The organism is Novosphingobium sp. GV079 (assembly GCF_003058045.1).
Lineage (GTDB): Bacteria > Pseudomonadota > Alphaproteobacteria > Sphingomonadales > Sphingomonadaceae > Novosphingobium > Novosphingobium capsulatum.
In genome coordinates this window covers 287,937-307,716 of record NZ_QBUE01000002.1, presented here as the reverse complement: position 1 = coordinate 307,716, position 19,780 = coordinate 287,937, and the positions used below count along the sequence as shown (strand labels likewise).

The 19,780-nt window shown below is 64.2% G+C and carries 19 protein-coding genes; 8 read left to right on the top strand and 11 right to left on the bottom strand.

The genetic code is table 11. From position 1 onward, the window contains the following. Nucleotides 1–106: 106 nt before the first annotated feature. Nucleotides 107–778: a response regulator transcription factor gene (locus tag C8K14_RS03275; protein ID WP_107715670.1), complete on the bottom strand. Its 672-nt coding sequence runs from the start codon at nucleotides 776–778 to the stop codon at nucleotides 107–109. Between the two features lie 172 nt (nucleotides 779–950). Next, on the bottom strand, nucleotides 951–2,120 hold the full coding sequence (pobA, locus tag C8K14_RS03270; RefSeq protein WP_107715669.1) for a 4-hydroxybenzoate 3-monooxygenase: 1,170 nt from the start codon (nucleotides 2,118–2,120) through the stop codon (nucleotides 951–953). Nucleotides 2,121–2,241: 121 nt separating this feature from the next. Between pobA and C8K14_RS03265 the strand changes: the two genes are divergently transcribed. The 6 genes from C8K14_RS03265 to C8K14_RS03240 all read left to right on the top strand — a co-directional run bounded on the left by C8K14_RS03265 (nucleotide 2,242) and on the right by C8K14_RS03240 (nucleotide 8,141). Then, nucleotides 2,242–3,135 (top strand): helix-turn-helix domain-containing protein, encoded by an 894-nt coding sequence (locus tag C8K14_RS03265; protein ID WP_210426763.1) that lies wholly within the window; start codon nucleotides 2,242–2,244, stop codon nucleotides 3,133–3,135. 39 nt (nucleotides 3,136–3,174) lie between these two features. After that, a complete protein-coding gene (locus tag C8K14_RS03260; protein WP_107715668.1) occupies nucleotides 3,175–4,308 on the top strand; it encodes a cobalamin-independent methionine synthase II family protein in 1,134 nt (377 codons plus the stop codon). Beyond that, nucleotides 4,305–4,712 (top strand): nuclear transport factor 2 family protein, encoded by a 408-nt coding sequence (locus tag C8K14_RS03255; RefSeq protein WP_233250875.1) that lies wholly within the window; start codon nucleotides 4,305–4,307, stop codon nucleotides 4,710–4,712. The genes C8K14_RS03260 and C8K14_RS03255 overlap by 4 nt, the downstream gene beginning before the upstream one ends. A 102-nt stretch (nucleotides 4,713–4,814) precedes the next feature. Beyond that, a complete protein-coding gene (locus tag C8K14_RS03250) occupies nucleotides 4,815–5,561 on the top strand; it encodes an IclR family transcriptional regulator (protein WP_107715667.1) in 747 nt (248 codons plus the stop codon). Between the two features lie 163 nt (nucleotides 5,562–5,724). Next, nucleotides 5,725–6,978, top strand: a complete 1,254-nt coding sequence (locus C8K14_RS03245; protein ID WP_107715763.1) for a hypothetical protein — start codon at nucleotides 5,725–5,727, stop codon at nucleotides 6,976–6,978. Next, a complete protein-coding gene (locus C8K14_RS03240) occupies nucleotides 6,975–8,141 on the top strand; it encodes a hypothetical protein (RefSeq protein ID WP_107715666.1) in 1,167 nt (388 codons plus the stop codon). Before C8K14_RS03245 ends, C8K14_RS03240 begins: the two co-directional genes overlap by 4 nt. Before the next feature lie 132 nt (nucleotides 8,142–8,273). Here the strand turns inward: C8K14_RS03240 and C8K14_RS03235 are convergent, their stop codons facing one another. Together C8K14_RS03235 and C8K14_RS03230 are read right to left on the bottom strand one after the other, a co-directional pair. Continuing rightward, complete coding sequence (locus C8K14_RS03235) at nucleotides 8,274–9,122, bottom strand: transporter (RefSeq protein ID WP_107715665.1); 849 nt, start codon at nucleotides 9,120–9,122, stop codon at nucleotides 8,274–8,276. A gap of 50 nt (nucleotides 9,123–9,172) precedes the next feature. Beyond that, entirely contained in the window at nucleotides 9,173–10,717 is a 1,545-nt protein-coding gene (locus tag C8K14_RS03230; protein WP_166643329.1) for an amidase, read from the bottom strand. A gap of 239 nt (nucleotides 10,718–10,956) precedes the next feature. Between C8K14_RS03230 and C8K14_RS03225 the strand changes: the two genes are divergently transcribed. Further along, nucleotides 10,957–11,232, top strand: a complete 276-nt coding sequence (locus C8K14_RS03225) for a UvrB/UvrC motif-containing protein (RefSeq protein ID WP_062782019.1) — start codon at nucleotides 10,957–10,959, stop codon at nucleotides 11,230–11,232. Here the strand turns inward: C8K14_RS03225 and C8K14_RS03220 are convergent. Next, nucleotides 11,229–12,074 carry a beta-etherase gene (locus C8K14_RS03220; RefSeq protein ID WP_107715663.1) on the bottom strand — a complete coding sequence of 282 codons (846 nt, stop codon included), beginning with the start codon at nucleotides 12,072–12,074 and terminating at the stop codon, nucleotides 11,229–11,231. The genes C8K14_RS03225 and C8K14_RS03220 overlap by 4 nt on opposite strands. Before the next feature lie 136 nt (nucleotides 12,075–12,210). Beyond that, the gene (locus C8K14_RS03215; RefSeq protein WP_062781918.1) at nucleotides 12,211–13,599 is read right to left on the bottom strand and encodes an aminomethyltransferase family protein; all 1,389 of its coding nucleotides are present in this window, start codon (nucleotides 13,597–13,599) and stop codon (nucleotides 12,211–12,213) included. A 161-nt stretch (nucleotides 13,600–13,760) separates the two neighbouring features. On the opposite strand from C8K14_RS03215, the gene C8K14_RS03210 reads away from it, so the two are divergent. Then, nucleotides 13,761–14,771 carry a nucleoside hydrolase gene (locus C8K14_RS03210; protein WP_199223677.1) on the top strand — a complete coding sequence of 337 codons (1,011 nt, stop codon included), beginning with the start codon at nucleotides 13,761–13,763 and terminating at the stop codon, nucleotides 14,769–14,771. A gap of 63 nt (nucleotides 14,772–14,834) precedes the next feature. Here C8K14_RS03210 and C8K14_RS03205 read toward each other — a convergent pair whose 3' ends face one another. From C8K14_RS03205 to C8K14_RS03185, 5 genes are all read right to left on the bottom strand, one after another. Then, entirely contained in the window at nucleotides 14,835–15,089 is a 255-nt protein-coding gene (locus C8K14_RS03205; RefSeq protein WP_022676815.1) for an ATP synthase F1 subunit epsilon, read from the bottom strand. 130 nt (nucleotides 15,090–15,219) lie between these two features. Then, a complete protein-coding gene (gene atpD / locus C8K14_RS03200) occupies nucleotides 15,220–16,671 on the bottom strand; it encodes a F0F1 ATP synthase subunit beta (RefSeq protein ID WP_022676816.1) in 1,452 nt (483 codons plus the stop codon). A 30-nt stretch (nucleotides 16,672–16,701) separates the two neighbouring features. Next, nucleotides 16,702–17,580, bottom strand: a complete 879-nt coding sequence (locus C8K14_RS03195) for a F0F1 ATP synthase subunit gamma (RefSeq protein ID WP_062781924.1) — start codon at nucleotides 17,578–17,580, stop codon at nucleotides 16,702–16,704. 68 nt (nucleotides 17,581–17,648) lie between these two features. Beyond that, entirely contained in the window at nucleotides 17,649–19,178 is a 1,530-nt protein-coding gene (gene atpA / locus C8K14_RS03190) for a F0F1 ATP synthase subunit alpha (protein ID WP_022676818.1), read from the bottom strand. Nucleotides 19,179–19,208: 30 nt separating this feature from the next. Then, entirely contained in the window at nucleotides 19,209–19,763 is a 555-nt protein-coding gene (locus C8K14_RS03185) for a F0F1 ATP synthase subunit delta (RefSeq protein ID WP_022676819.1), read from the bottom strand. Nucleotides 19,764–19,780 lie beyond the last annotated feature (17 nt).

Sequence of the window (19,780 nt, the reverse complement as noted above, 5' to 3'; positions counted from 1 at the left end):
TGCGAAGCCTTGCACAGCGGTGCCGGGCGGCTTCGACAAGCTCAGCCCGAACGGAAGCGTGATCAGATAATCCGCCCCCGCTCACCGGCGGCAAAGCCCCCGACCATCACGGCTTGTCCAGCACATATCCCAATGCGCGCACGGTGCGCAGCGGATAGCCCGCGCCGGCATCGCGCAGCGCCCGGCGCAGGCGGCTGACCCAGGCATCCACGGTGCGCTCGTCGATCGGTTGGCCCTGCTTGCCCAGCGCGGCGATCAGCTGCTGGCGCGAAAACACCTGGCCCGGCTGCTCCATCAGATAGCGCAGCAGGCGCAGTTCATTGGGCATCAGGGCAATCGCCTTGTCCTTCCACCGCGCCTGCAAGGCCGTCAGGTCCAGGCTCAGCTCGCCCAGGCGCAGCGTACGGGCCACGGTCTCGCGTTCGGGCAACTGCACCGACAGCACGCGATCCAGCACGGTGCCGCGGTCGATCGGGCCGAGGATATAGTCATCCGCCCCGGCACGTAGCGCGCGGCGCTTGGCCTCGGCGTCATCATCTTCCAACACCATGGTCACATGCGCCGCTTCGGTCTGCATGTCGGCGCGCAAGCGGCGGCACAGTTCCAGGCCGGAAAGCTCGGGCAGCAGCCAGTCGACGAACGCCCAGGGCCGCCCGTCGAGCAGGGGCAGGGGCCCCGAGCCATGCCAGGGGTGAAACACCACCTTGAGATCGCCGTGGGCAAAGGGGTCAAGGCCGCCGTCCAGCGGGTTGGTCAGCAGAATGTCGATCTGGCGCATGGGCCTGCCTGTTGGGGGGAAACAACAGTGGCCTTGTGTCTATGGTATGTGACGGCCTTGTGACGATAGGCGGCGATCTGTCACATTCCGGGGAAAATTCGTGTCGCGATGGTCATGTTTGTCCGGCGCGGGGTGGCGGAGAGAGGCCAGCCACCCCGCGTCGGAACCTCGGTCAGACCGGCAGGCCTACATAGTTTTCGGCAATGCTGGTCTGCGCGGCGCGGCTGGTGGAGATATAGTCCAGCTCGGCCACCTGCATCGCCCGCTCGAACGGGCCGTCTTCGGGGAAGCGGTGCATCAGCTTGGTCAAAGACCAGCTGAAGCGTTCCGATTTCCACACCCGCGCCAGCGCCTTGGCCGAATAGCCGGCGATCGCATCGGCATCGTTGTGCTTGAAAAAGCCGCTCAGTGCCTGGGCGGCGTAGTGCACGTCGCTCGCCGCCAGGTTCAGGCCCTTTGCGCCGGTGGGCGGCACGATGTGCGCGGCATCGCCGCACAACAGCAGGTTGCCATGGCGCATGGGTTCGAACACATAGGAGCGCAGCGGCGCGATCGACTTTTCGATCGAGGGGCCACGCGTCATCTGCGCGGCGGCATCGGGGCCCAGGCGAATGGCGAGCTCGTCCCAGATGCGCGCGTCGCTCCAGTCCTCGATCTTTTCGGTCAGCGGCACGTCCACATAATAGCGGCTGCGCGTGGAACTGCGCATCGAGGCCAGGGCAAAGCCGCGCTCGTGGTTGGCATAGATCAGCTCGTGGTTGCACGGCGGCACGTCGGCCAGGATGCCCAGCCAGCCGAACGGATAGACCCGCTCGTATTCGCGCGCCACGCTGGCGGGAATGGCCTTGCGCGAGGGGCCATGGAAACCATCGCAGCCAACGATGAAGCGTGCGTCCAGGCGCTGTTCGCGGCCGTCGTGGGTGAAGGTGAGGTAGGGCGCGTCGCTCTCGATCGCGTGCAGCGCCACGTCGCTGGCGCCATAGAGCACCGGCAACCCGCGTTCGGGCGCGGCATCCATCAGGTCGCGCGTCACTTCGGTCTGGCCATAGACGGTCACGGTCTGACCCGTGAGGTTGGCCACGTCGATGCGGATCAGGCGCTCGCCATCGGCCAGGTTGAAGCCTTCTTCCACCAGGCCCTCGGCCTTGAGCCGGGCATCCAGGCCCAGCCGCTCCATCAGGTTGACGGTGATCGCTTCCAGCACGCCGGCGCGAATGCGGCCCAGCACATAGTCGCCGGTCTGGCGTTCCACCACCACGCATTCGATGCCTTCGGCACGCAGCAGGTGGCCCAGCAACAGCCCGGCGGGGCCGGCACCAATGATCGCAACTTGGGTTTTCATCGCGCGTGTCTCTCCCGTGGCGGCCCATCGGGCGGGGCTGCCATGCCCTGCTTTCTTGACATCGGCAGGGCCATGCGGGAATGCATGGGGCTGACATAAGATGGCACTTTCAGGACAAGCGATGATCAGCCTGCGCATTCCCAGCTATGCCCTCTACGGTGAGCAGCATGGCGGGCAGCAGGGTGGGATCGCCGCCGGATTTGCCCATATCGAAACCATTGCCGCGCGCTCTTCCTTGCACGATTGGGAAATCAGGCCCCATCGCCATGCCGATTTCGTGCAAGTGCTGCTGGTGCACAGCGGACAGGCGCGGATCACGTTTGATGGGGTGGAACAGGCGCTCGCCGGTCCCCTGGCGGTGATCGTGCCGGCCGGCGTGGTGCACGGCTTCCGCTTTGCCGCCGATGTGGTGGGCCATGTCGTCACGCTCGGTGCCGATTTCCTCGCCCGCGCGCCGGCGCCGGCCGATCCGCTGCGCCGCGCGCTGACCCAGGGGCAGGCCGCCCCGCTCGAGGGGGCGCCGGCGCGCCGCGCGGCCTGGCTCGCGGCCGAAATGCTCGCCCTTCAAGCCGATCACACCACCGGCGATCCGCTGCTTCTGGCCATGGCCGAAACCCTGGCGCGCTGCGTGGCGCAAGGCGCGCCCGATGCTGGCCCGGCGCCCGACACGCGGCTCGATCGCTTTGCCCAACTGGTAGAGGTGCACTTTCGCAGCCATCGCGACCTGGCGTTCTATGCCAGCGCGCTCGGCACCACGCCGCGCACCCTCTCGCGCCTCACCGCGGCGCGGCTGGGCTGTTCCCCCATGGACGTGGTCCACCGCCGCCTGGCGCGCGAGGCGCATCGCCTGCTGCGCTATACCAACGCCACCGCCGCCCAGGTGGCCGCCGAGCTAGGCTTTGAAGATCCATCCTATTTCTCGCGCTTCTACTTGCGCCTCACCGGCCGCCGCCCGGCGCAGGATCGCGCCGGCGCCACGCAATCGGCCTTGCAAGGCGTGGGTGAGCCGCTATGAAATCTTCACAACCGTGAAATAGCGCAAGGGAGAGGCCCCGTGGCCCATATCAAGACCACCCATGTCGGCAGCCTGCCGCGGGGCGAGGAACTTACGCCGCTGCTGCTCGCCCGCGATGCCGGCAAGCCTTATGACGCTGCCGATTTCGACGCCAAGGTCGGCGCGGCGGTGAAGGATGCCGTACGCCACCAGGTGGACGCGGGCGTGTCGATCGTCAGCGATGGCGAACTGGGCAAGGTGGGCTATTCCACTTACATGATCGAGCGGCTGTCAGGCTTTGGCGGGCATATCGATCGCAAGCCGGCGGCTGACCTGGCCGAAGTGCCGGGCCTGGCCAAGAAGCTCTCCGCGATCATGGGCAGTCAGGAATTTGTCCGCGCCTCATGCATCGGGCCGGTCAAGCTGGTCACGCTCGAACCACTACACGACGATATCCGCCGCTTCCGCGCCGCGCTCGACGCCCATGGTGGGCCCGATACGCAGGGCTTCATGAACGCGGCCTCGCCGGGCCTGATCACCGCGTTCCAAGTCAACCGCCACTATCCCAGCCACGAAGCCTATCTCGCCGATCTCGCTGATGCCATGCGCGAGGAATACGAAACGATCGTCAACGCCGGGTTCTTCCTGCAACTCGATTGCCCCGATCTCGCCATGTCGCGCCATACCGGCTACCAGGACATGAGCGAGGCGGACTTCCTGAAAGTGGCGGCCGCCAATGTCGAGGCGCTGAATGCCGCCACCGCCAACATTCCGCCCGAAAAGATGCGCATGCATGTGTGCTGGGGCAATTACGAAGGCCCGCACGATCACGATATCCCGCTCGAACGGGTGATCGATATCGTCCTCAAGGCGCGGCCTTCCACCGTGCTGTTCGAGGCGGCCAATCCCCGCCACGAGCATGAATGGAAAGTCTGGGCCGATGCCAAGGTGCCCGATACCAAGGTGCTGGCGCCAGGCCTGATCGACACCTGCTCCAACTATGTCGAGCATCCCGAACTGGTGGCCCAGCGCATCGAGCGCTTTGCCGCCATCGTCGGCCCCGATCGCGTGGTGGCCAGCACCGATTGCGGCTTTGGCACCTTTGCCGGCTATGGCAAGATCGATCCGATCGTCACCTGGCGCAAGCTCAAGTCCCTGCGCGAGGGCGCCGATATCGCCGGGGCCCGCCTGTGACTGGCGCGCTGACCGAGGACGAGCGCCGCGCGATCGAGGCCGATTGCGCCCGCCTCATCGCGCTCTATGCCAACCTTAACGACGAGGCGCGCTGGGAAGAGGCCGCCGCGCTCTATGCCCCCGATGGCCTGATGACGCGGCCGACCGCGCCCGATGCCCCGATCGTGGGGCAAGACGCGATCCTCGCCGCCTTCCGCGCCTGCCCGCCGCGCACCACCCGGCACGTTTGCAGCAACGTGGTGATCGACGTGGAAAGCGCCAACACCGCGCGCGGCACCAGTGCCATGCTGCTGTTCACCGGCGCGCCCGCTCCGCTGGTCGGCTCGTTCCACGATCGCTTCGTGCGCACCCCCCAAGGCTGGCGCTTTTCCGAAAGACGCGGCACCCTCCTCTTCCAACCCTAACCAAAAACAAAAAGCCCCCTCCTCTTCAGAGGAGGGGGTTGGGGGTGGTGCGAAGCCAAGCGCAAACGCCCAAGCCGCCCCAAAAAAAGGACCACCCCACCCATGGCCTCTGCCCCGTCAACCTCTGCCCCGGTCAAATCGGCGCTGCGCACGCTCGACGTGATCGAATTCGTCGTGGCCCATGCCGGCGGCGTGGTGGCGCAGGACGTGGCCCAGGCGCTGGGCATTCCGGTGTCGAGCCTGTCCTACCTGCTCGCCACGCTGGTAGAGCGGCAATACCTGGCGCGGGAAGGGCGGCGCTATCTGCCTGGCCCCGGGCTGGAGCGGCTGCGCGTCGCCCCGGCGGCGCTGCCCCTGGCCGACCGCATGGCCCCGCTGGTCCGCGCGCTCAAGGTGGAGCTCAACGAAACCGCCAGCTTCATGGTCCGCGTCGGCTGGGAAGTGGAAGCCGTGGTCACCGAAGCGAGCGACCAGACCCTGCGCTATGCCATCGAACCGGGCGCGCGCCGCCCGCTGCACTGCCTGGCGGCGGGCAAAGTCATCCTCGCCTGGCTGTCAGACGCAGACCTGCATCGCTACTTCGCCGAAAGCACGCGCCTGCCCATGACCGAACACACCCGCGTCCGCGACGAAGACCTGCGCGCCGACCTCGCCCGCATCCGCGAAGAGGGCATCAGCACCGCCTGCCACGAAGCCACCCTGGGCATCTGCGGCACTGCCGTGCCAGTGCTGAGCAACGGCCAGATGGTCGGCGTACTGAGCGTGGCCGTGCCGGAAGTGCGCTTTGATGCAGCACTGGCGGCGCGGGTGCGGAGTGCGCTTAGGCGCGCGGCTGGGGCGGTGGGGTGAGGGTGCAGTAAATTCATGGAACTGGGCAACTTTCTAGCCCACGAGCATGGGCTTGGCCATTCGGTCAGATGTAACCGCGTCAGTGCGGAAAATTTTCCGTTTGAGGACAGATTTTCGTTTCCAGATAGCTGCCGTATGCGCGATAACCGTCTCGGGGGGCTTTATGGAAAAGCAGACTACTGGTGCTTGGGTCGTCCATCATGGACGTAAAGTCGCTGCCGACATGCGTGGCGCGGCTGAATTTAGCGCAATTGATCTGGCGGCCAAATCAGCCGGATTGCTTGCTCGGCTAGGAGAGAGCGACCAAGCGACTTTGTCGGTAGAGCAGGTCACGGCCGCTGCAAAAATTGGCAACCTCAACCCGAAGACTGAACTCGGGGCCTGCTTAGACCACCTCCAGAAGCGTAAGCTTATCGATAGGGCATCTAATGGCGCCGTGTCAGTTCTCGGCGTCACGGGTTCTTCTGCGCTGCAGCATGCAGCCGATTTGTTCGAAGACAACGAGCCTCAGGCGACAGAAAGAGCCGCGATCACGTTGGCAGAATTGTCATCGCAGGCGCCTATTACCTCCGCTGGAGCAATCGAGTTTATAAGTGATACGCACAAGCTAACGAAATCTGACGCAACCGATTTCGTCAGCCAAGCGTCACAGATTGGCTTTGTAGATGCCGAAGGTGAGGGGGTCGATAAGCTATTGTTTAACGGCAATCTCTTTCGTCGTGATACTGCGGTAAAGGCGAAAAAGGTCATTGACTCGCTTAATTCAAATGAACAAGCAAAGATTGTTGAGTTTGACACTAAATTGAAAGCACTTGGTGCTGTCACGGCGTCCGTTGCAACGAGAATTCTTGGTGAGCCGCTATTTGCGAAGGTTCGCGCGGCAGCACTTTATGATATGAATATCGTGTCAAACGAGGCTGGGGATCATGTTTTCATAACTTCGCCAGGTTCATTCCATAAATTCAGTAATCCACTCACAGAAGACGCCTTCGATCATGCGAAGGCGCTAGTGGCTGCGCTAACATATGGGATGACGCATAGCCCCACAGCTCGCGGGCAGATTTGGGGGATTGACCTCCTACTCGGAAAGCTCATCCGTGGTGGCTCTGTTGGTCCGGCGACTGCAATCGGGAACGATTATAGGGCACTTGAACTCGAACGCGTTGTCCAAACCGAACGGTCCGGTTACGGCTTTAAAATGAGACTATTAAAGCGAGAGGTGGGTGTCATTGCTCTTGAGGTTTTGAAAGGTAGAAACGCAGCCGCTGCGGCGTTAGAAACCCTGCCAAGTGCGGGTATGCGAAGCTACACAGCTCCTGAAGCAGCGCGTGTAGGTCTTCGCAAAGGGCAATCCACTGTCAGTCGGGCACAGACACGCTCTCTCCTTAGCGCCGTACGCGGGGGAGGCAGCCTGTGAGCGCTAAGCCAGCTTCTTCATCCAAGAAGACAGGGAAAAAAGGGTTCGAAACCGAGGAGATCGTCCGCTCATACTTCTTGGGCGCGGGTTTCTTTGTCGTACGTGGCGTCAAACTTCGCCATGGGGACGATGAACTCACGGATATTGACCTTTGGCTTTATGAGCGATCTGCCACTTTGGCGCGGCGTCGTATCATTATCGATATCAAGGATAATGCACAGCCGAAGGCTGCCGAGCGGCTATTTTTCGTGAAGGGATTGGCGGAGCTGATCCAAGTGGAAGCGACAGGGATCGCAACGAGTGACACTCGGCGCTCACTCCGTGAACTGGCTCGTAAGCATAATGTTCTGTGGATAGACAATGCTGACCTCCAGAGACTAAAATCAAGTCAACGCCTCACTGTATCTGAGCGGATGACCGACGAGGATTTAAATGTCCTTATCTCGAAGGTTGACAATTCGCGGATATCGAAAAACGTTAGAGACGTATTTGCTGCGGTCAAATCTGCCGTTGCTGATCGATTTGGTCCTTCTTGTGCGAATACTGCACTTGATGGAGCTCAATATTTTTCGCGTAAGTGTGTTGAATCTTATCCAAGTTCACTTGCTGCTCAAGTATTTACGAGGCTGACGTACTTTTGCTGTGCCATCGCCGCTGCTGCGTTGGATTTCGCGTCGGGAGAATCAGCGCTGCGCCCCCACCAGGAACGTCTGAAGAATTTAACCGACGTAATTAGGTTCGGCGAAGATCCAAAGGGGACAGCTGAGAAATTGAAGTGGGCCGAGGCTGCTGTCAGAGATTTCGCTCCGAATGGTATGGCTCTGGCGGAAGTGATCCGCAACAGACTTAACGATGCGCTACGCTCTGTTCCTGCCGAGAATCTTGCTGAAATTTCAGCCAAGATGGCTAATTCTGACCGTTTGTTCAATGCAGCGCGCGATCTCGAGCAAGCGGCTTTTGCAATGAAATGCCCTGGCTTTGATGACTTGACAGTCGATGCGAAATCATTTGTAGGCGCAGTGCTTGATTTCGTATCGACCGATCGGATGGTATTTGCAAAGAGTTGGACGTCCGCAGTCATGGCAACCGCTTTAGATAACTCCAGCTCATCTGCTGTCGAGATTAAGGCTATTGAAGATGTAAATGACGGCAAGCTGCTCTGAAAATAAATGATTAATTTATTTTGAATGAAATGTGGAATGGCATATATAGGAAATTTCTTCTGCTAAAAGTGCTGCTTAAACTGCGATCAGAGGCGACAATTTTGCCAGTTGCCCAGACTTTGCTCATGCCGCTCAAAACTTCCGCGTAACCCCAAACGCCAGTTCCACATCCGGCGTATCTCTGTTCAACCCCGCCACCGCCTGCACGTCCAACTGCAGCATCTTCGCCGGCTGCACGTCGAACGACAGCGCCGCGCGGCTCATCGTGGCGTGGTGTTCCGGGTCCTGGTCGCGCAGGAATTGCAGTTCCGGGGTCAGGCGCACGGTCTTCGAGAGGTGCACCTGCACGCCCATCGCCGTGCCATAGGCGAGGTGGCGGCCCTGGCTGCTTTCGTTCACCGCCGCGTCCACTTCGGGGGAGAGTTCCAGCGAGACGGTGTCGTTGATCTTGTAGCTGGTCGGCACGATCAGCCCGGCGCTCCAGTCGCCCGCGCCCACTTGGGCATGGCCGGTGGGGAGCGTGACGAACGGCAGCGCGGCGATGGCAAGGCCCGTCTTGCCTTCGGCGGGATGGCGCAGGTTCTGCTTCACGCCCAGCGTCACGTCGCCCACGCCCTGCGCGGTGTCGATGCTGCCAGTGGGAATGTCGCGGGTGCGCACGTGGCCAAAGGCCGTCCAGCCCAGCCGCAGTTCGGTGGTGGGGGTTACGCCATAGCGCAGGAGCACGTCGCCGCTGGTGATCGTGTCGCTGCGCTGGTCGGCCTGGCGGTCCAGCGTCCAGTCGCCCAGACCCACTTCCACCTGGAGCCGGCCGGGATCGACCGTGCAGGCCGGGGTGTTGAGGCCCGGCCGGTCGCTGCACAGATCGCGCAGGGTGGGGTGGTGCGTGCTGTCCTGCGCCACTTCATCGGGCGTGCCGATATCCTGTGCGGCGGCCGGCGTGGCGGCGAGCGCCACGGCGGCAATGATCCATGCTCTCATGCTGTGCCCCTGTTGTTACGGGGGCAACGTGCCTGGGTCGGCGCCGTTCCTCAGCGTGGCGGCAGCACCGGCGCCTGGCGGGCATGGGCGGCCTGTTCAAAGGCATAGCCATAGGCGAGCAGCCGCGCATCGTCCCACGCCGTGCCCACGATCGAGAGACCCACCGGCAGCCCGGATACCGCGCCCATCGGCACGGTGAGGTGCGGATAGCCGGCCACCGCCGCCAGGCCGCCCGCGCCGCCGCCGACGAAATTGTCTTTCAGCACCGGGTCGATCAGCCAGGCCGGCCCCAGCGTGGGGGCGACCAGCGCGGTCACGTGGTTGTCGGCCAGCATGCGGTCGATCCCCTCAGGCCCGGCCTTGGCCTTCGCCTCCGCCGCCGCCTTGATATAGGCGGGATCAGTCAGGCCCTTGGTCTTGTCCGCCTCTTCGAAATAGTCCTGGCCGAACAGCGCCAGTTCCTGCGCCGCATGCGCGCGGTTGAACGCGATCAGATCGGCCAGGGTGCGGTTGGGCACTTTGGCCGGATCGGTGGAGGCGAGGTAGCTGGCCATATCGGCCTTGAGTTCGGTCGAGAGCACCAGCTGTTCGCGCTCGCCCACGCCATCGGTGGCGGGCGGCGGCGCCTTGATCTCCACCAGCGTGGCGCCGGCGGCGCGCAGCGTGGCCAGCGCGCGGTCGAACACGGCATCGGTTTCGGGATGGAACCCGGCGGCAAAGTGCATCACGCCGATCCGCGCGCCTTTCAGGGCATCGGGCGTGAGGCCGCGGGTGAAATCGTGGCCCAGGCTGTCGGCCCGCGCCGTGGCGGGATCGGCCGGGTCGCTGCCGGCCATACTGCCCAGCAGCAGCGCGGCATCGCGCACGCTGCGCGCCATCGGGCCGGGGGTGTCCTGGCTGTGGCTGATCGGCACGACATGGGTGCGCGAAACCAGGCCCACCGTCGGCTTGAGCCCGACGAGCCCATTGATCGCCGAAGGGCAGGTGATCGAGCCATCGGTTTCGGTGCCCACCGCCGCCGCGGCAAAGCTTGCCGCTGCCGCCGCGCCCGAACCGGCGCTCGATCCGCAGGTGCTGCGGCGCGGATCATAGGGATTGCGCGCCTGGCCGCCCGTGGCGCTCCACCCGCTGATCGAATGGTTGGAGCGGATATTGGCCCATTCCGACAGGTTGGTCTTGCCCAGGATGATCGCGCCCGCCGCGCGCAGACGCGCCACCAGTGGCGCATCGCGGCCGGTTACATTGCCGGCCAGCGCCAGGCTGCCCGCCGTGGTCGCCACTGGATCGGCGGTTTCGATATTGTCCTTGATCAGGATCGGAATGCCTTCCAGCGGCAGATGCGTGGCATGCGCTCGCCGCGCGGCATCGGCCTGGCGCGCCTGCGCCAGCGCCTGGGGATTGAGCGCGATCACCGCGTGCAGCGTGGGATCGAACCGGGCAATGCGCGCTTCGTAGGCGCCGACCAGTTCGGCCGAGGTAACGCGCCCGGCATCGAGATCGGCGCGCAGCACATCGAGCGATTTTTCCGTCACGTCATAGGCATGGGCCGGGCTGGCGAAGAACATGGCAGTGGCGAGGAGCAATGGCAGGCGCATGGCGGGCGGTTTCCCTTGGGGCGTGGTCTTAGGCTTCGCACCACCCCCCGACCCCCTCCTCTGAAGAGGAGGGGGAGAAGCCCATCAAAGCCCCCTCCTCTTCAGAGGAGGGGGTTGGGGGTGGTGCGAAACCTAACCCAACGCACAGTGGCACACCCGACCAACCCCGGCCAGTTGCCCTTTGGCCGGTGCGCACAGCCGGGATGGCACTTTCCGCGCCTCTCGCGCATTATCGCATCATGGCCGAAACGATTCAGACCCTGACCGCGCAGATGGAGGCCGCCGTGGCCGCGCTCGATTTCGAGGAAGCGCGGCGTCTGCGCGATATCATCATTCTGATGCGGGGCGGTGCCAGTGCCGACGAAGCGGCCCGGTCTGACACCACCGGGATCAACCGCCAGGCGCCCGGCGCGATGGGGCTGGGCACCAGCCAGCAAGCCATGACCCCGCCGCCCGGCTGGCGCCCGCCCCCCAAGCCAGACCTGATGACCCGGGGAACGAAGCGCAGGCGTTAGGCCGGCTGCTTCATCCCTTGGGTGATCTTCTGCGTTTCCGCCTGGGTGGACGCAGGGCCGGTGTTGCGCTTGTAGATGCCGCCAAGCCCGCCCTGGCGGGTGAACGCCGGCACATCGCCCTCGCGCTCCACCAGGCCGAACAGCGGGAACAGGCCGGGGTGGCGGCCCAGGCCACCATAGAGATCGAGGCAGCGATCGAGCCAGTCGCGCAGCGGATCATCGCTGGCGAGCACCGGCGTCTTGCATACCGATGCGGTAAACAGGAAGCCGCCCAAGATGCGGTAATCGGCATAGTTGGGGCTGCTCCCGCCCAGCCAGGCGTGCTGCCCCAGGGCAGAGCGCAGCGGCTCCAGCGCGGCGGAAATGCCGGCCAGGCGGTCTTCGCGGCCGGCCTGGATTTCTTCCAGCTTGCGGCCCAGCATCTTTTCGCGCGAATGGGTGATGTATTCGTGATCCTGCGGCACCGACAGGTCGCGGTAGTCGGCGCAGAAGCAGCGCATCCACGGCCCCACTGCCGCGCCCCAGAACCAGTGGTCCAGCGCCTTGAGCGTGGCCGCCACGCTTTCATGCGGGATCAGCAGCGGGCGATCGGGATAGGTCTTGTCGAGGTATTCGACGATGCCCCAGCTATCGAGCACCCAGGTGCCATCGTCGACGATCGCGGGCAGGCGCTCCGTCTTGCCGCCGGTACGCTCCAGGATGCCGGTAAAGCCGCCGGGCACGACATCCAGATCAAAGCCTTTGTGTTTCAGGGCATATTTGGTGGCCCAGACAAACGGACTGATCGTCGCGCCGGTGGACAGGGCCAGGTCGTAGAACGTGATCTTGTTGTCTTGTGCCATGGCGGCATCCTCTCCTTAGTTGCCGCGATCATGCCATGAATTGTTAGCAAGGCAAACAAAATCTCCGCCCAAAAAGAAAGCGCCGGCCTCCGTCGGGAGGAGGCCGGCGCCCGCACCAGGGATCGCTCCCTCGCGCTTACTTTTGCGTGCGCCAGCCTTCGGCATAGGCGTCGCGCGCCACTTCGGAATAGGGTACGGGGCTGACCACGGCCTTGATTTCGGTCTGCACGTGCGGCTCCACGGTGGGCTTGGTGGTGCCGCCATGGGGTTCGCCCCACAGCAGGCTGACTTCGCCGCCGATGGTTTCGTGGCCCTTGTCCATCATCGCCAGGGTCAGGAACTTGCCCTCGTTGGCCGAATAACCGATCCAGGTCGACAGGCCGACCCGCTGCCCGTCCTTGAGCACCTGGTCGAACGGATGCATGGCATAGACCGCGCTGGGATATTCCATGAACTTGGCGCGATCGCCCTTGCTCAGCGCCGAAGACTGCACGCGCATCACGTCTTCGTTGTCGAGCGCCAGGGTCACCTTGGTGCGGTGGTTGCCGGCGGCGTGCATCTTTTCCAGCGCGGCGCGGCCGATGAAATCGTGGTCGAACTTGACGAACGGGCCATAGCCCAGGTCCCACGGCGTGGTGTAATAGCCTTCGACGGTTTCGGGCACATAGCTGCCGCCGACCGAGCACTTGGCTTCATAGGAATTGGCCGAGAGCCATTCGCGGTAGGGCGCCAGCGCCTCGCCGGTGTAGATCGCCGGCAGCGGGGAGGGGATCCAGCCCGATTCCAGCGTGTTGGACGAATAGGCGCGGCCACCGACCAGGGCCATGCCGAATTCCTTGCCGGCTTCGACCAGCGCGGCATGCACCGCGCCATAGTCTTCCCACGGACCGAACAGTTCAAAGCCCGGCTGGCCGGCCATGCCATGGCGCAGGGCGCGCACGTCCTTGCCGCCGATGGTCATGCGGGTCATGTGGAAGAACTTGAGTTCGGGCGGGGTCTTGCCCGTGGCCTTCTCGATGATCTTCATCGCGTTGGGGCCCTGGATCTGGAAGCGATAGCTGTTGCGCTTGCCATCGTTGCGCATGGCCCAGCGCTCGTCGCGCTCCACCGTCACGTTCCAGTTGCCGGTGGCGGCATGGTATTCCACCCATTCGATCGTGGGTGCGCGGCCAACCAGGTTGAACTCGTTCTCGTCCAGGTAGAACAGGATCACGTCGCCGATGACATAGCCATCGGGGGTAACCGGCACGAACTGCTTGGCGCGATCGGGCTGGAAGTTCTTGAAAGTGTTGATGCCCAGGTATTCCAGCATCTTGAACGCGTCGGGCCCGCGCACGGCCAGGTCCACCATGTGGTACGACTGGTTATAAAGCACGGCGGTGTGGCCCCATGCCCACTGCTCGGCCCGCCAGTTGGAATATTCGGCAGGCACGCCGGGATAGACGTTGGGGCCGACCTGCTGGTTGCGCAGGAAATCGACCAGGTTGGCTTGCGCGCCAATCACGTTGGCCAGGTTTTGGGTCATGACAGGTATCTCTCCCTCGGGCTTTGTCGGCACATTCCATGCCTTAAATTCACTCTGTTGAAAAGTTCACAAACGTGAATTTGCAAAAAAGTTCGTGTGCCTATCGAACTTGGCGCGCGCCGCTTGGTTGACAACGTTGCCCAAAGTGCTGTGATTGCCCGATGATCCTGTCACGCCGCGCCGCCTTGCTGGGCCTCTCCGCCCTGCCGATGTTCCCGCTTGTGGCTCACGCCGAGGAAATCTTGCCCGATTCGCCGCCGCGCATGCGGGTGATCGTGGACAATGACCTGGCGGGAGATCCCGACGGCCTGTTCGCGCTGGCCCATGCGCTGCGCAGCCCTTCGGCCGACGTGCGCCTCATCGTCGGGTCGCACCTGCATTCGCCCCAGGACGCCGAGCCCGACGATGGGCATCAGGCCGACAAGGCTGCGGCCAAGGCGCGTGAATTGCTCGACGTGATGGGCATCACCGGGCGCGTGCCCGTGGTGCGCGGTGCCGAAGGGGCTCTGGGACGGGCCGATCGGCGTGATTCGGCGCAGGCGGTTGCCGCCATCGTGGCGGAAGCAATGCGCAGCGATACCAAGACGCCGTTGTTCTACACGGCCGGCGCCGGGCTGACCGATCTGGCCGCCGCGTTGCGGGCCGAGCCGCGCATTGCCCAGCATATGACCCTGGTGTGGATCGGGGGGAGCGAGCACGCGGGCGTCGCGCCGCCGCCGGGCGGGGCACAACCGGAATACAACTTCACCATCGATCCGGCAGCGGCGCAGTACGTGTTTGGCGAAAGCGCCATTCCCATCTGGCAGGTGCCGCGCAATGCCTATCGCCAGATGCTGGTCAGTCTGGCCGAACTGCGCCTGCTGGGGCAAAGCGGCCCGGTCGGAGCGTGGCTGGTGGCACAGCTGGCGCGAACGCGCCGGGCCGTCGCGCCGATGGGGCTCAACCTTGGCGAGACCTATGCCCTGGGCGATAGCCCGCTGGTGACGCTGACAGCCCTACAAAGCGCGTTCGAGCCCGACAGTGCATCGTGCCGCTATCACCTGGCGCCCACGCCGCGGCTGGATGGCCTGGGTGCCTACCTGCCCCGGCCGGATGGGCGGCCCATGCGCGTCTATGACTGGATCGACACCCGGCTGACCTTTGCCGACATGTTTGCCAAGCTGCACGCCTGAAACGCAAAACGGGCCGGCGCCCCAAATGCACCGGCCCGTTTGCACATCCGTGGGATGCGTGCGTCAGCCTTCGACGTGCTCGGCTAGAACCGTGAGGCCCTTGGCGTTCACTTCGGCAAAGCCGCCTTGCACGCGGATTTCTTCCGGCTGGCCGCCCTGCGTGCGATAGACCTTGATCGTGCCGTCCTTGACCGTGGACATGAACGGCGCGTGGCCTTCGAGAACGCCGAATTCGCCTTCGGTGCCGGGAACGACAACCTGCCACACCGCTTCCGAGCGGACGAGGCGAGCCGGGGTGACGAGTTCAAAGTGGAGCATGGGCCGTCTCTACACGCCCCTACCGCGGGCGGGAGGGGCTGGGGGAGGGGCTGTTTGCCGGTTCCGAAGGAGGGCGCCCCTACAGGCCCTCCCCCGACCCCTCCCGCGTGCGGGAGGGGGGTGCTTTATATCAGGCTTCGGCAGCCAGCTTCTTGGCCTTTTCAACGGCTTCGTCGATGCCGCCAACCATGTAGAACGCGGCTTCGGGCAGGTGATCGTATTCGCCGTCAACCACCGCCTTGAACGAGCGGACGGTGTCTTCGAGCTGGACGAACTTGCCGGGGATGCCGGTGAACACTTCGGCCACGTGGAACGGCTGCGAAAGGAAGCGCTGGATCTTGCGGGCGCGGGCCACGGTCAGCTTATCTTCTTCCGACAGTTCGTCCATGCCCAGGATGGCGATGATGTCCTGCAGCGACTTGTACTTCTGCAGGGTTTCCTGAACGCGACGGGCGGTTTCGTAGTGCTCTGCACCAACGATGCGCGGTTCGAGCACGCGGCTGGTCGAGTCGAGCGGGTCCACGGCCGGATAGATGCCGAGTTCCGAGATCGCGCGGTTGAGCGTGGTCGTGGCGTCGAGGTGGGCGAACGAGGTGGCCGGCGCAGGGTCGGTCAAGTCGTCGGCCGGCACGTAGATCGCCTGGACCGAGGTGATCGAACCCTTGTTGGTCGAGGTGATGCGTTCCTGCAGCTGGCCCATGTCGGTCGACAGGGTGGGCTGGTAACCCACGGCCGAGGGAATGCGGCCGAGCAGCGCCGACACTTCCGAACCGGCCTGGGTGAAGCGGAAGATGTTGTCCACGAAGAACAGCACGTCCTGGCCTTCCTGGTCGCGGAAGTATTCGGCCATGGTCAGGCCCGAGAGCGCGACGCGAGCGCGGGCGCCCGGCGGTTCGTTCATCTGGCCATAGACCAGCGCAACCTTGGAACCTTCCGAGGTGGCGTTGCCATCGGCGTCCTTGGCGATAACGCCGGCGTCGAGGAATTCGTGATAGAGGTCGTTGCCTTCGCGGGTGCGTTCACCCACGCCGGCAAAGACCGACACGCCGCCGTGGCCCTTGGCGATGTTGTTGATCAGTTCCTGGATCAGCACGGTCTTGCCAACGCCAGCGCCGCCGAACAGGCCGATCTTGCCGCCCTTGGCATAAGGCGCGAGCAGGTCGATCACCTTGATGCCGGTGACCAGGATCGCCGCTTCGGTCGACTGGTCGATGAACTCGGGAGCCTTGGCGTGGATCGGGGCGAACTGGGTTGCGCCGACCGGGCCACGTTCGTCGATGGGATCACCCACCACGTTGAGAATGCGGCCAAGCGTCTTGGGGCCGACCGGCACCGAAATCTGCGCGCCGGTGCTGGTCACCGACTGGCCACGGGTGAGGCCTTCGGTCGAGTCCATGGCGATGGTGCGCACGGTGTTTTCACCCAGGTGCTGCGCCACTTCCAGCACCAGGCGGTTGCCGTTGTTGCTGGTTTCGAGAGCCGAGAGGATGGCCGGCAGTTCGCCGTCGAATTGAACGTCGACGACGGCGCCGATGACCTGGCTGATCTTGCCGGTCGATGTGATGACAGGTGCGGTTGCCATTCTAGTCTTTCCTTGCCTGCTGGGTCGTCGTCAAAGCGCTTCGGCGCCGGCGATGATTTCGATGAGTTCGGTGGTGATCGCGGCCTGGCGGCTGCGGTTGTATTGGATGGTCAGCTTCTTGATCAGCTCGCCGGCGTTGCGCGTGGCATTATCCATCGCGGTCATCGAGGCGCCCTGTTCGCTGGCCATGTTCTCGATCAGCGCCCCGAACAGCTGGACGCGCAGGTAGCGCGGCAGCAGGTCAGCGAGGATCGCTTCCTCGTCGGGTTCGTAATCGACCACAGCGCCGCCATCGTTGGCAACGGGCACGGTCGGGGCCGGCACGGGGATGATCTGCTGGGTGGTGGGGATCTGCACCAGCGCGCTGCGGAACTTGGAATAGATCAGGTGCGCCACGTCGAACTGGCCGGCTTCGTACATGGCCAGCAGTTCGTTGGCGATCTTTTCCGCTTCGGCAAAGCCGGCCTCGCGCACCACGGTGGTGTCGAACCCACCGGCAATCGCGCTGGGATAATCGCGCCGGATCGGGGCGCGGCCCTTGCGGCCGACGAGGTAGAACTTCACCGTCTTGCCCTGGGCAAGCAGTTCCTGCGCCTTGGCCTTGGCGGCCTTGACGATGTTGGCGTTGAACGCGCCGCACAGGCCGCGATCGGAATTGGCGACGACCAGCAGGTGAACCTGGTCCTTGCCATTCCCGGCCAGCAGCTTGGGGCTGCCTTCACCAACCTGCACCTTGCTGGCGAGGCTGGCCATGACACCGGCGAGGCGGCCGGCATAGGGGCGCGCGGCCTCGGCAGCGGCCTGCGCCTTGCGCAGCTTGGCCGCGGCGACCATCTGCTTGGCCTTGGTGATCTTCTGGGTCGACTTGACCGAGTTGATCCGCAGCTTGAGTTCCTTGAGCGAGGCCACTCGTCTATCTCCACTTCATCTCCCCCGGCTGGCCGTGCTGGCCCACCGGGGGGATGAATCATGCGTTATCAGGCGAACTGCTTGGCGAAAGCGTCGAGTGCTTCCTTGAGCTTGGCCTTGGCGCCGTCGCCCAGATCCTTGGTGTCGCGGATTTCGGCGAGCAGGTCGGCCTTCTGCGTGCGCAGGAAGCTCAAGAGTTCGGCTTCGTATTCGGTGACCTGGTCGACCGGCACGGCGTCGAGGTAGCCCTGGGTGCCGGCAAAGATCACGCAGGTCTGCTCTTCAAAGCCCTGCGGCGAGAACTGCGGCTGCTTGAGCAGCTCGGTCAGGCGCGCACCGCGGTTGAGCAGCTTCTGCGTCGAGGCGTCGAGGTCAGACCCGAACTGGGCGAACGCCGCCATTTCGCGGTACTGCGCCAGCTCCAGCTTGATCGAGCCGGCCACCTTCTTCATCGCCTTGGTCTGGGCCGAGGAGCCCACGCGCGACACCGAGAGGCCGACGTTGATGGCCGGACGGATGCCCTGGTAGAACAGCCCGGTTTCCAGGAAGATCTGGCCGTCGGTGATCGAGATCACGTTGGTCGGGATGTAGGCCGACACGTCACCAGCCTGGGTTTCGATGATCGGCAGGGCGGTCAGCGAACCGGCGCCGTTGTCGTCGTTCATCTTGGCGGCGCGTTCGAGCAGGCGGCTGTGCAGGTAGAACACGTCACCCGGATAGGCTTCGCGGCCCGGCGGGCGACGCAGCAGCAGCGACATCTGGCGATAGGCCACGGCCTGCTTGGAAAGGTCATCGTACACGATCACTGCGTGCATGCCGTTGTCGCGGAAGAATTCACCCATGGTGCAGCCGGTGTAGGGCGCCAGGTACTGCAGCGGGGCCGGTTCCGAAGCGGTGGCGGCCACGACGATGGTGTATTCCATCGCGCCGTTTTCTTCGAGCTGGCGCACGATCTGGGCCACGGTCGAGCGCTTCTGGCCGATCGCGACATAGATGCAGTACAGCTTCTTGCCTTCGTCCGAACCGGCGTTGACGGCCTTCTGGTTGATGAAGGTGTCGATCGCGACGGCGGTCTTGCCGGTCTGGCGGTCACCGATGATCAACTCGCGCTGGCCACGGCCCACGGGCACCAGGGCGTCGATCGCCTTGAGGCCGGTCTGCACGGGTTCGTGCACCGACTTGCGCGGGATGATGCCGGGAGCCTTGACTTCGACGCGGCGGCGCTCGGTGTATTCGATCGGGCCCTTGCCATCGATCGGATTGCCCAGCGCGTCGACCACGCGACCCAGCAGGCCCTTGCCGATCGGAACGTCCACGATCGTGCCGGTGCGCTTGACGGTGTCACCTTCCTTGATCTCGGCGTCAGAGCCGAAGATCACGACGCCGACGTTGTCGGCTTCGAGGTTGAGGGCCATGCCCTTGATGCCGTTGGCGAATTCGACCATTTCGCCGGCCTGGACCTGATCCAGCCCGTGGATGCGGGCGATGCCGTCGCCGACCGACAGCACGGAGCCGACTTCCGAGACCTGGGCCTCGGTGCCGAAGCTGGCGATCTGGTCCTTGATGACCTTAGAGATTTCAGCGGCGCGGATTTCCATCGTTCAGCCTTTCGTGCAAACTTTTTGGCTTCAGCCCTTCATGGCCTGGGCGAGCGAATTGAGACGGGTGCGGATCGAGCTGTCGATCATCTGGCTGCCGATCTTGACGACCAGCCCGCCGAGAATCTCGGGATCGACCGCAGTCTTGAGCTTGATCGACTTGCCGGCGCGGGCAGCGAGCTTTTCCGACAGCGCAGCGATCTGGCCGTCGTCGAGCGGATGCGCGCTGGTGACATGCGCAGTCACTTCGTTGCGGGCAGCTGCAGCAATCGCGGCATAGGCGCGCGCCACATCGGGCAGGGCGGACAGGCGGCGGTTGCCAGCGATTACGCCCAGGAAGTTGGCGGTGAGGGGCGAAACGCCCAGCACCTGGCCCACGGCGGCGATCGCACGGGCTGCGTCTTCGCGGGCGACCTGCGGATTGCGGATCAGCGCGGCGAAATCAGCCGATTCGCGCAGGGCGTCAGCCAGGCGCTCAAGATCGCCTTCCACGGCCGCAACCAGGCCCTGTTCATTTGCCAGCTCATAAAGTGCGGAAGCATAACGCCCCGCCAGGCTGGCCGTGATGCCGCTGGAAATCTCCACGCGCCTCAGTCCCCTTC

Coding starts and splice junctions, on each gene's coding strand:
- C8K14_RS03275 (WP_107715670.1), bottom strand. CDS start 778: ATGCGCCAGATCGACATTCTGCTGACCAACCCGCTGGACGGCGGCCTT.
- pobA (WP_107715669.1), bottom strand. CDS start 2,120: ATGAAAACCCAAGTTGCGATCATTGGTGCCGGCCCCGCCGGGCTGTTG.
- C8K14_RS03265 (WP_210426763.1), top strand. CDS start 2,242: ATGATCAGCCTGCGCATTCCCAGCTATGCCCTCTACGGTGAGCAGCAT.
- C8K14_RS03250 (WP_107715667.1), top strand. CDS start 4,815: ATGGCCTCTGCCCCGTCAACCTCTGCCCCGGTCAAATCGGCGCTGCGC.
- C8K14_RS03245 (WP_107715763.1), top strand. CDS start 5,725: ATGGAAAAGCAGACTACTGGTGCTTGGGTCGTCCATCATGGACGTAAA.
- C8K14_RS03235 (WP_107715665.1), bottom strand. CDS start 9,122: ATGAGAGCATGGATCATTGCCGCCGTGGCGCTCGCCGCCACGCCGGCC.
- C8K14_RS03230 (WP_166643329.1), bottom strand. CDS start 10,717: ATGCGCCTGCCATTGCTCCTCGCCACTGCCATGTTCTTCGCCAGCCCG.
- C8K14_RS03225 (WP_062782019.1), top strand. CDS start 10,957: ATGGCCGAAACGATTCAGACCCTGACCGCGCAGATGGAGGCCGCCGTG.
- C8K14_RS03220 (WP_107715663.1), bottom strand. CDS start 12,074: ATGGCACAAGACAACAAGATCACGTTCTACGACCTGGCCCTGTCCACC.
- C8K14_RS03215 (WP_062781918.1), bottom strand. CDS start 13,599: ATGACCCAAAACCTGGCCAACGTGATTGGCGCGCAAGCCAACCTGGTC.
- C8K14_RS03210 (WP_199223677.1), top strand. CDS start 13,761: ATGATCCTGTCACGCCGCGCCGCCTTGCTGGGCCTCTCCGCCCTGCCG.
- C8K14_RS03205 (WP_022676815.1), bottom strand. CDS start 15,089: ATGCTCCACTTTGAACTCGTCACCCCGGCTCGCCTCGTCCGCTCGGAA.
- atpD (WP_022676816.1), bottom strand. CDS start 16,671: ATGGCAACCGCACCTGTCATCACATCGACCGGCAAGATCAGCCAGGTC.
- atpA (WP_022676818.1), bottom strand. CDS start 19,178: ATGGAAATCCGCGCCGCTGAAATCTCTAAGGTCATCAAGGACCAGATC.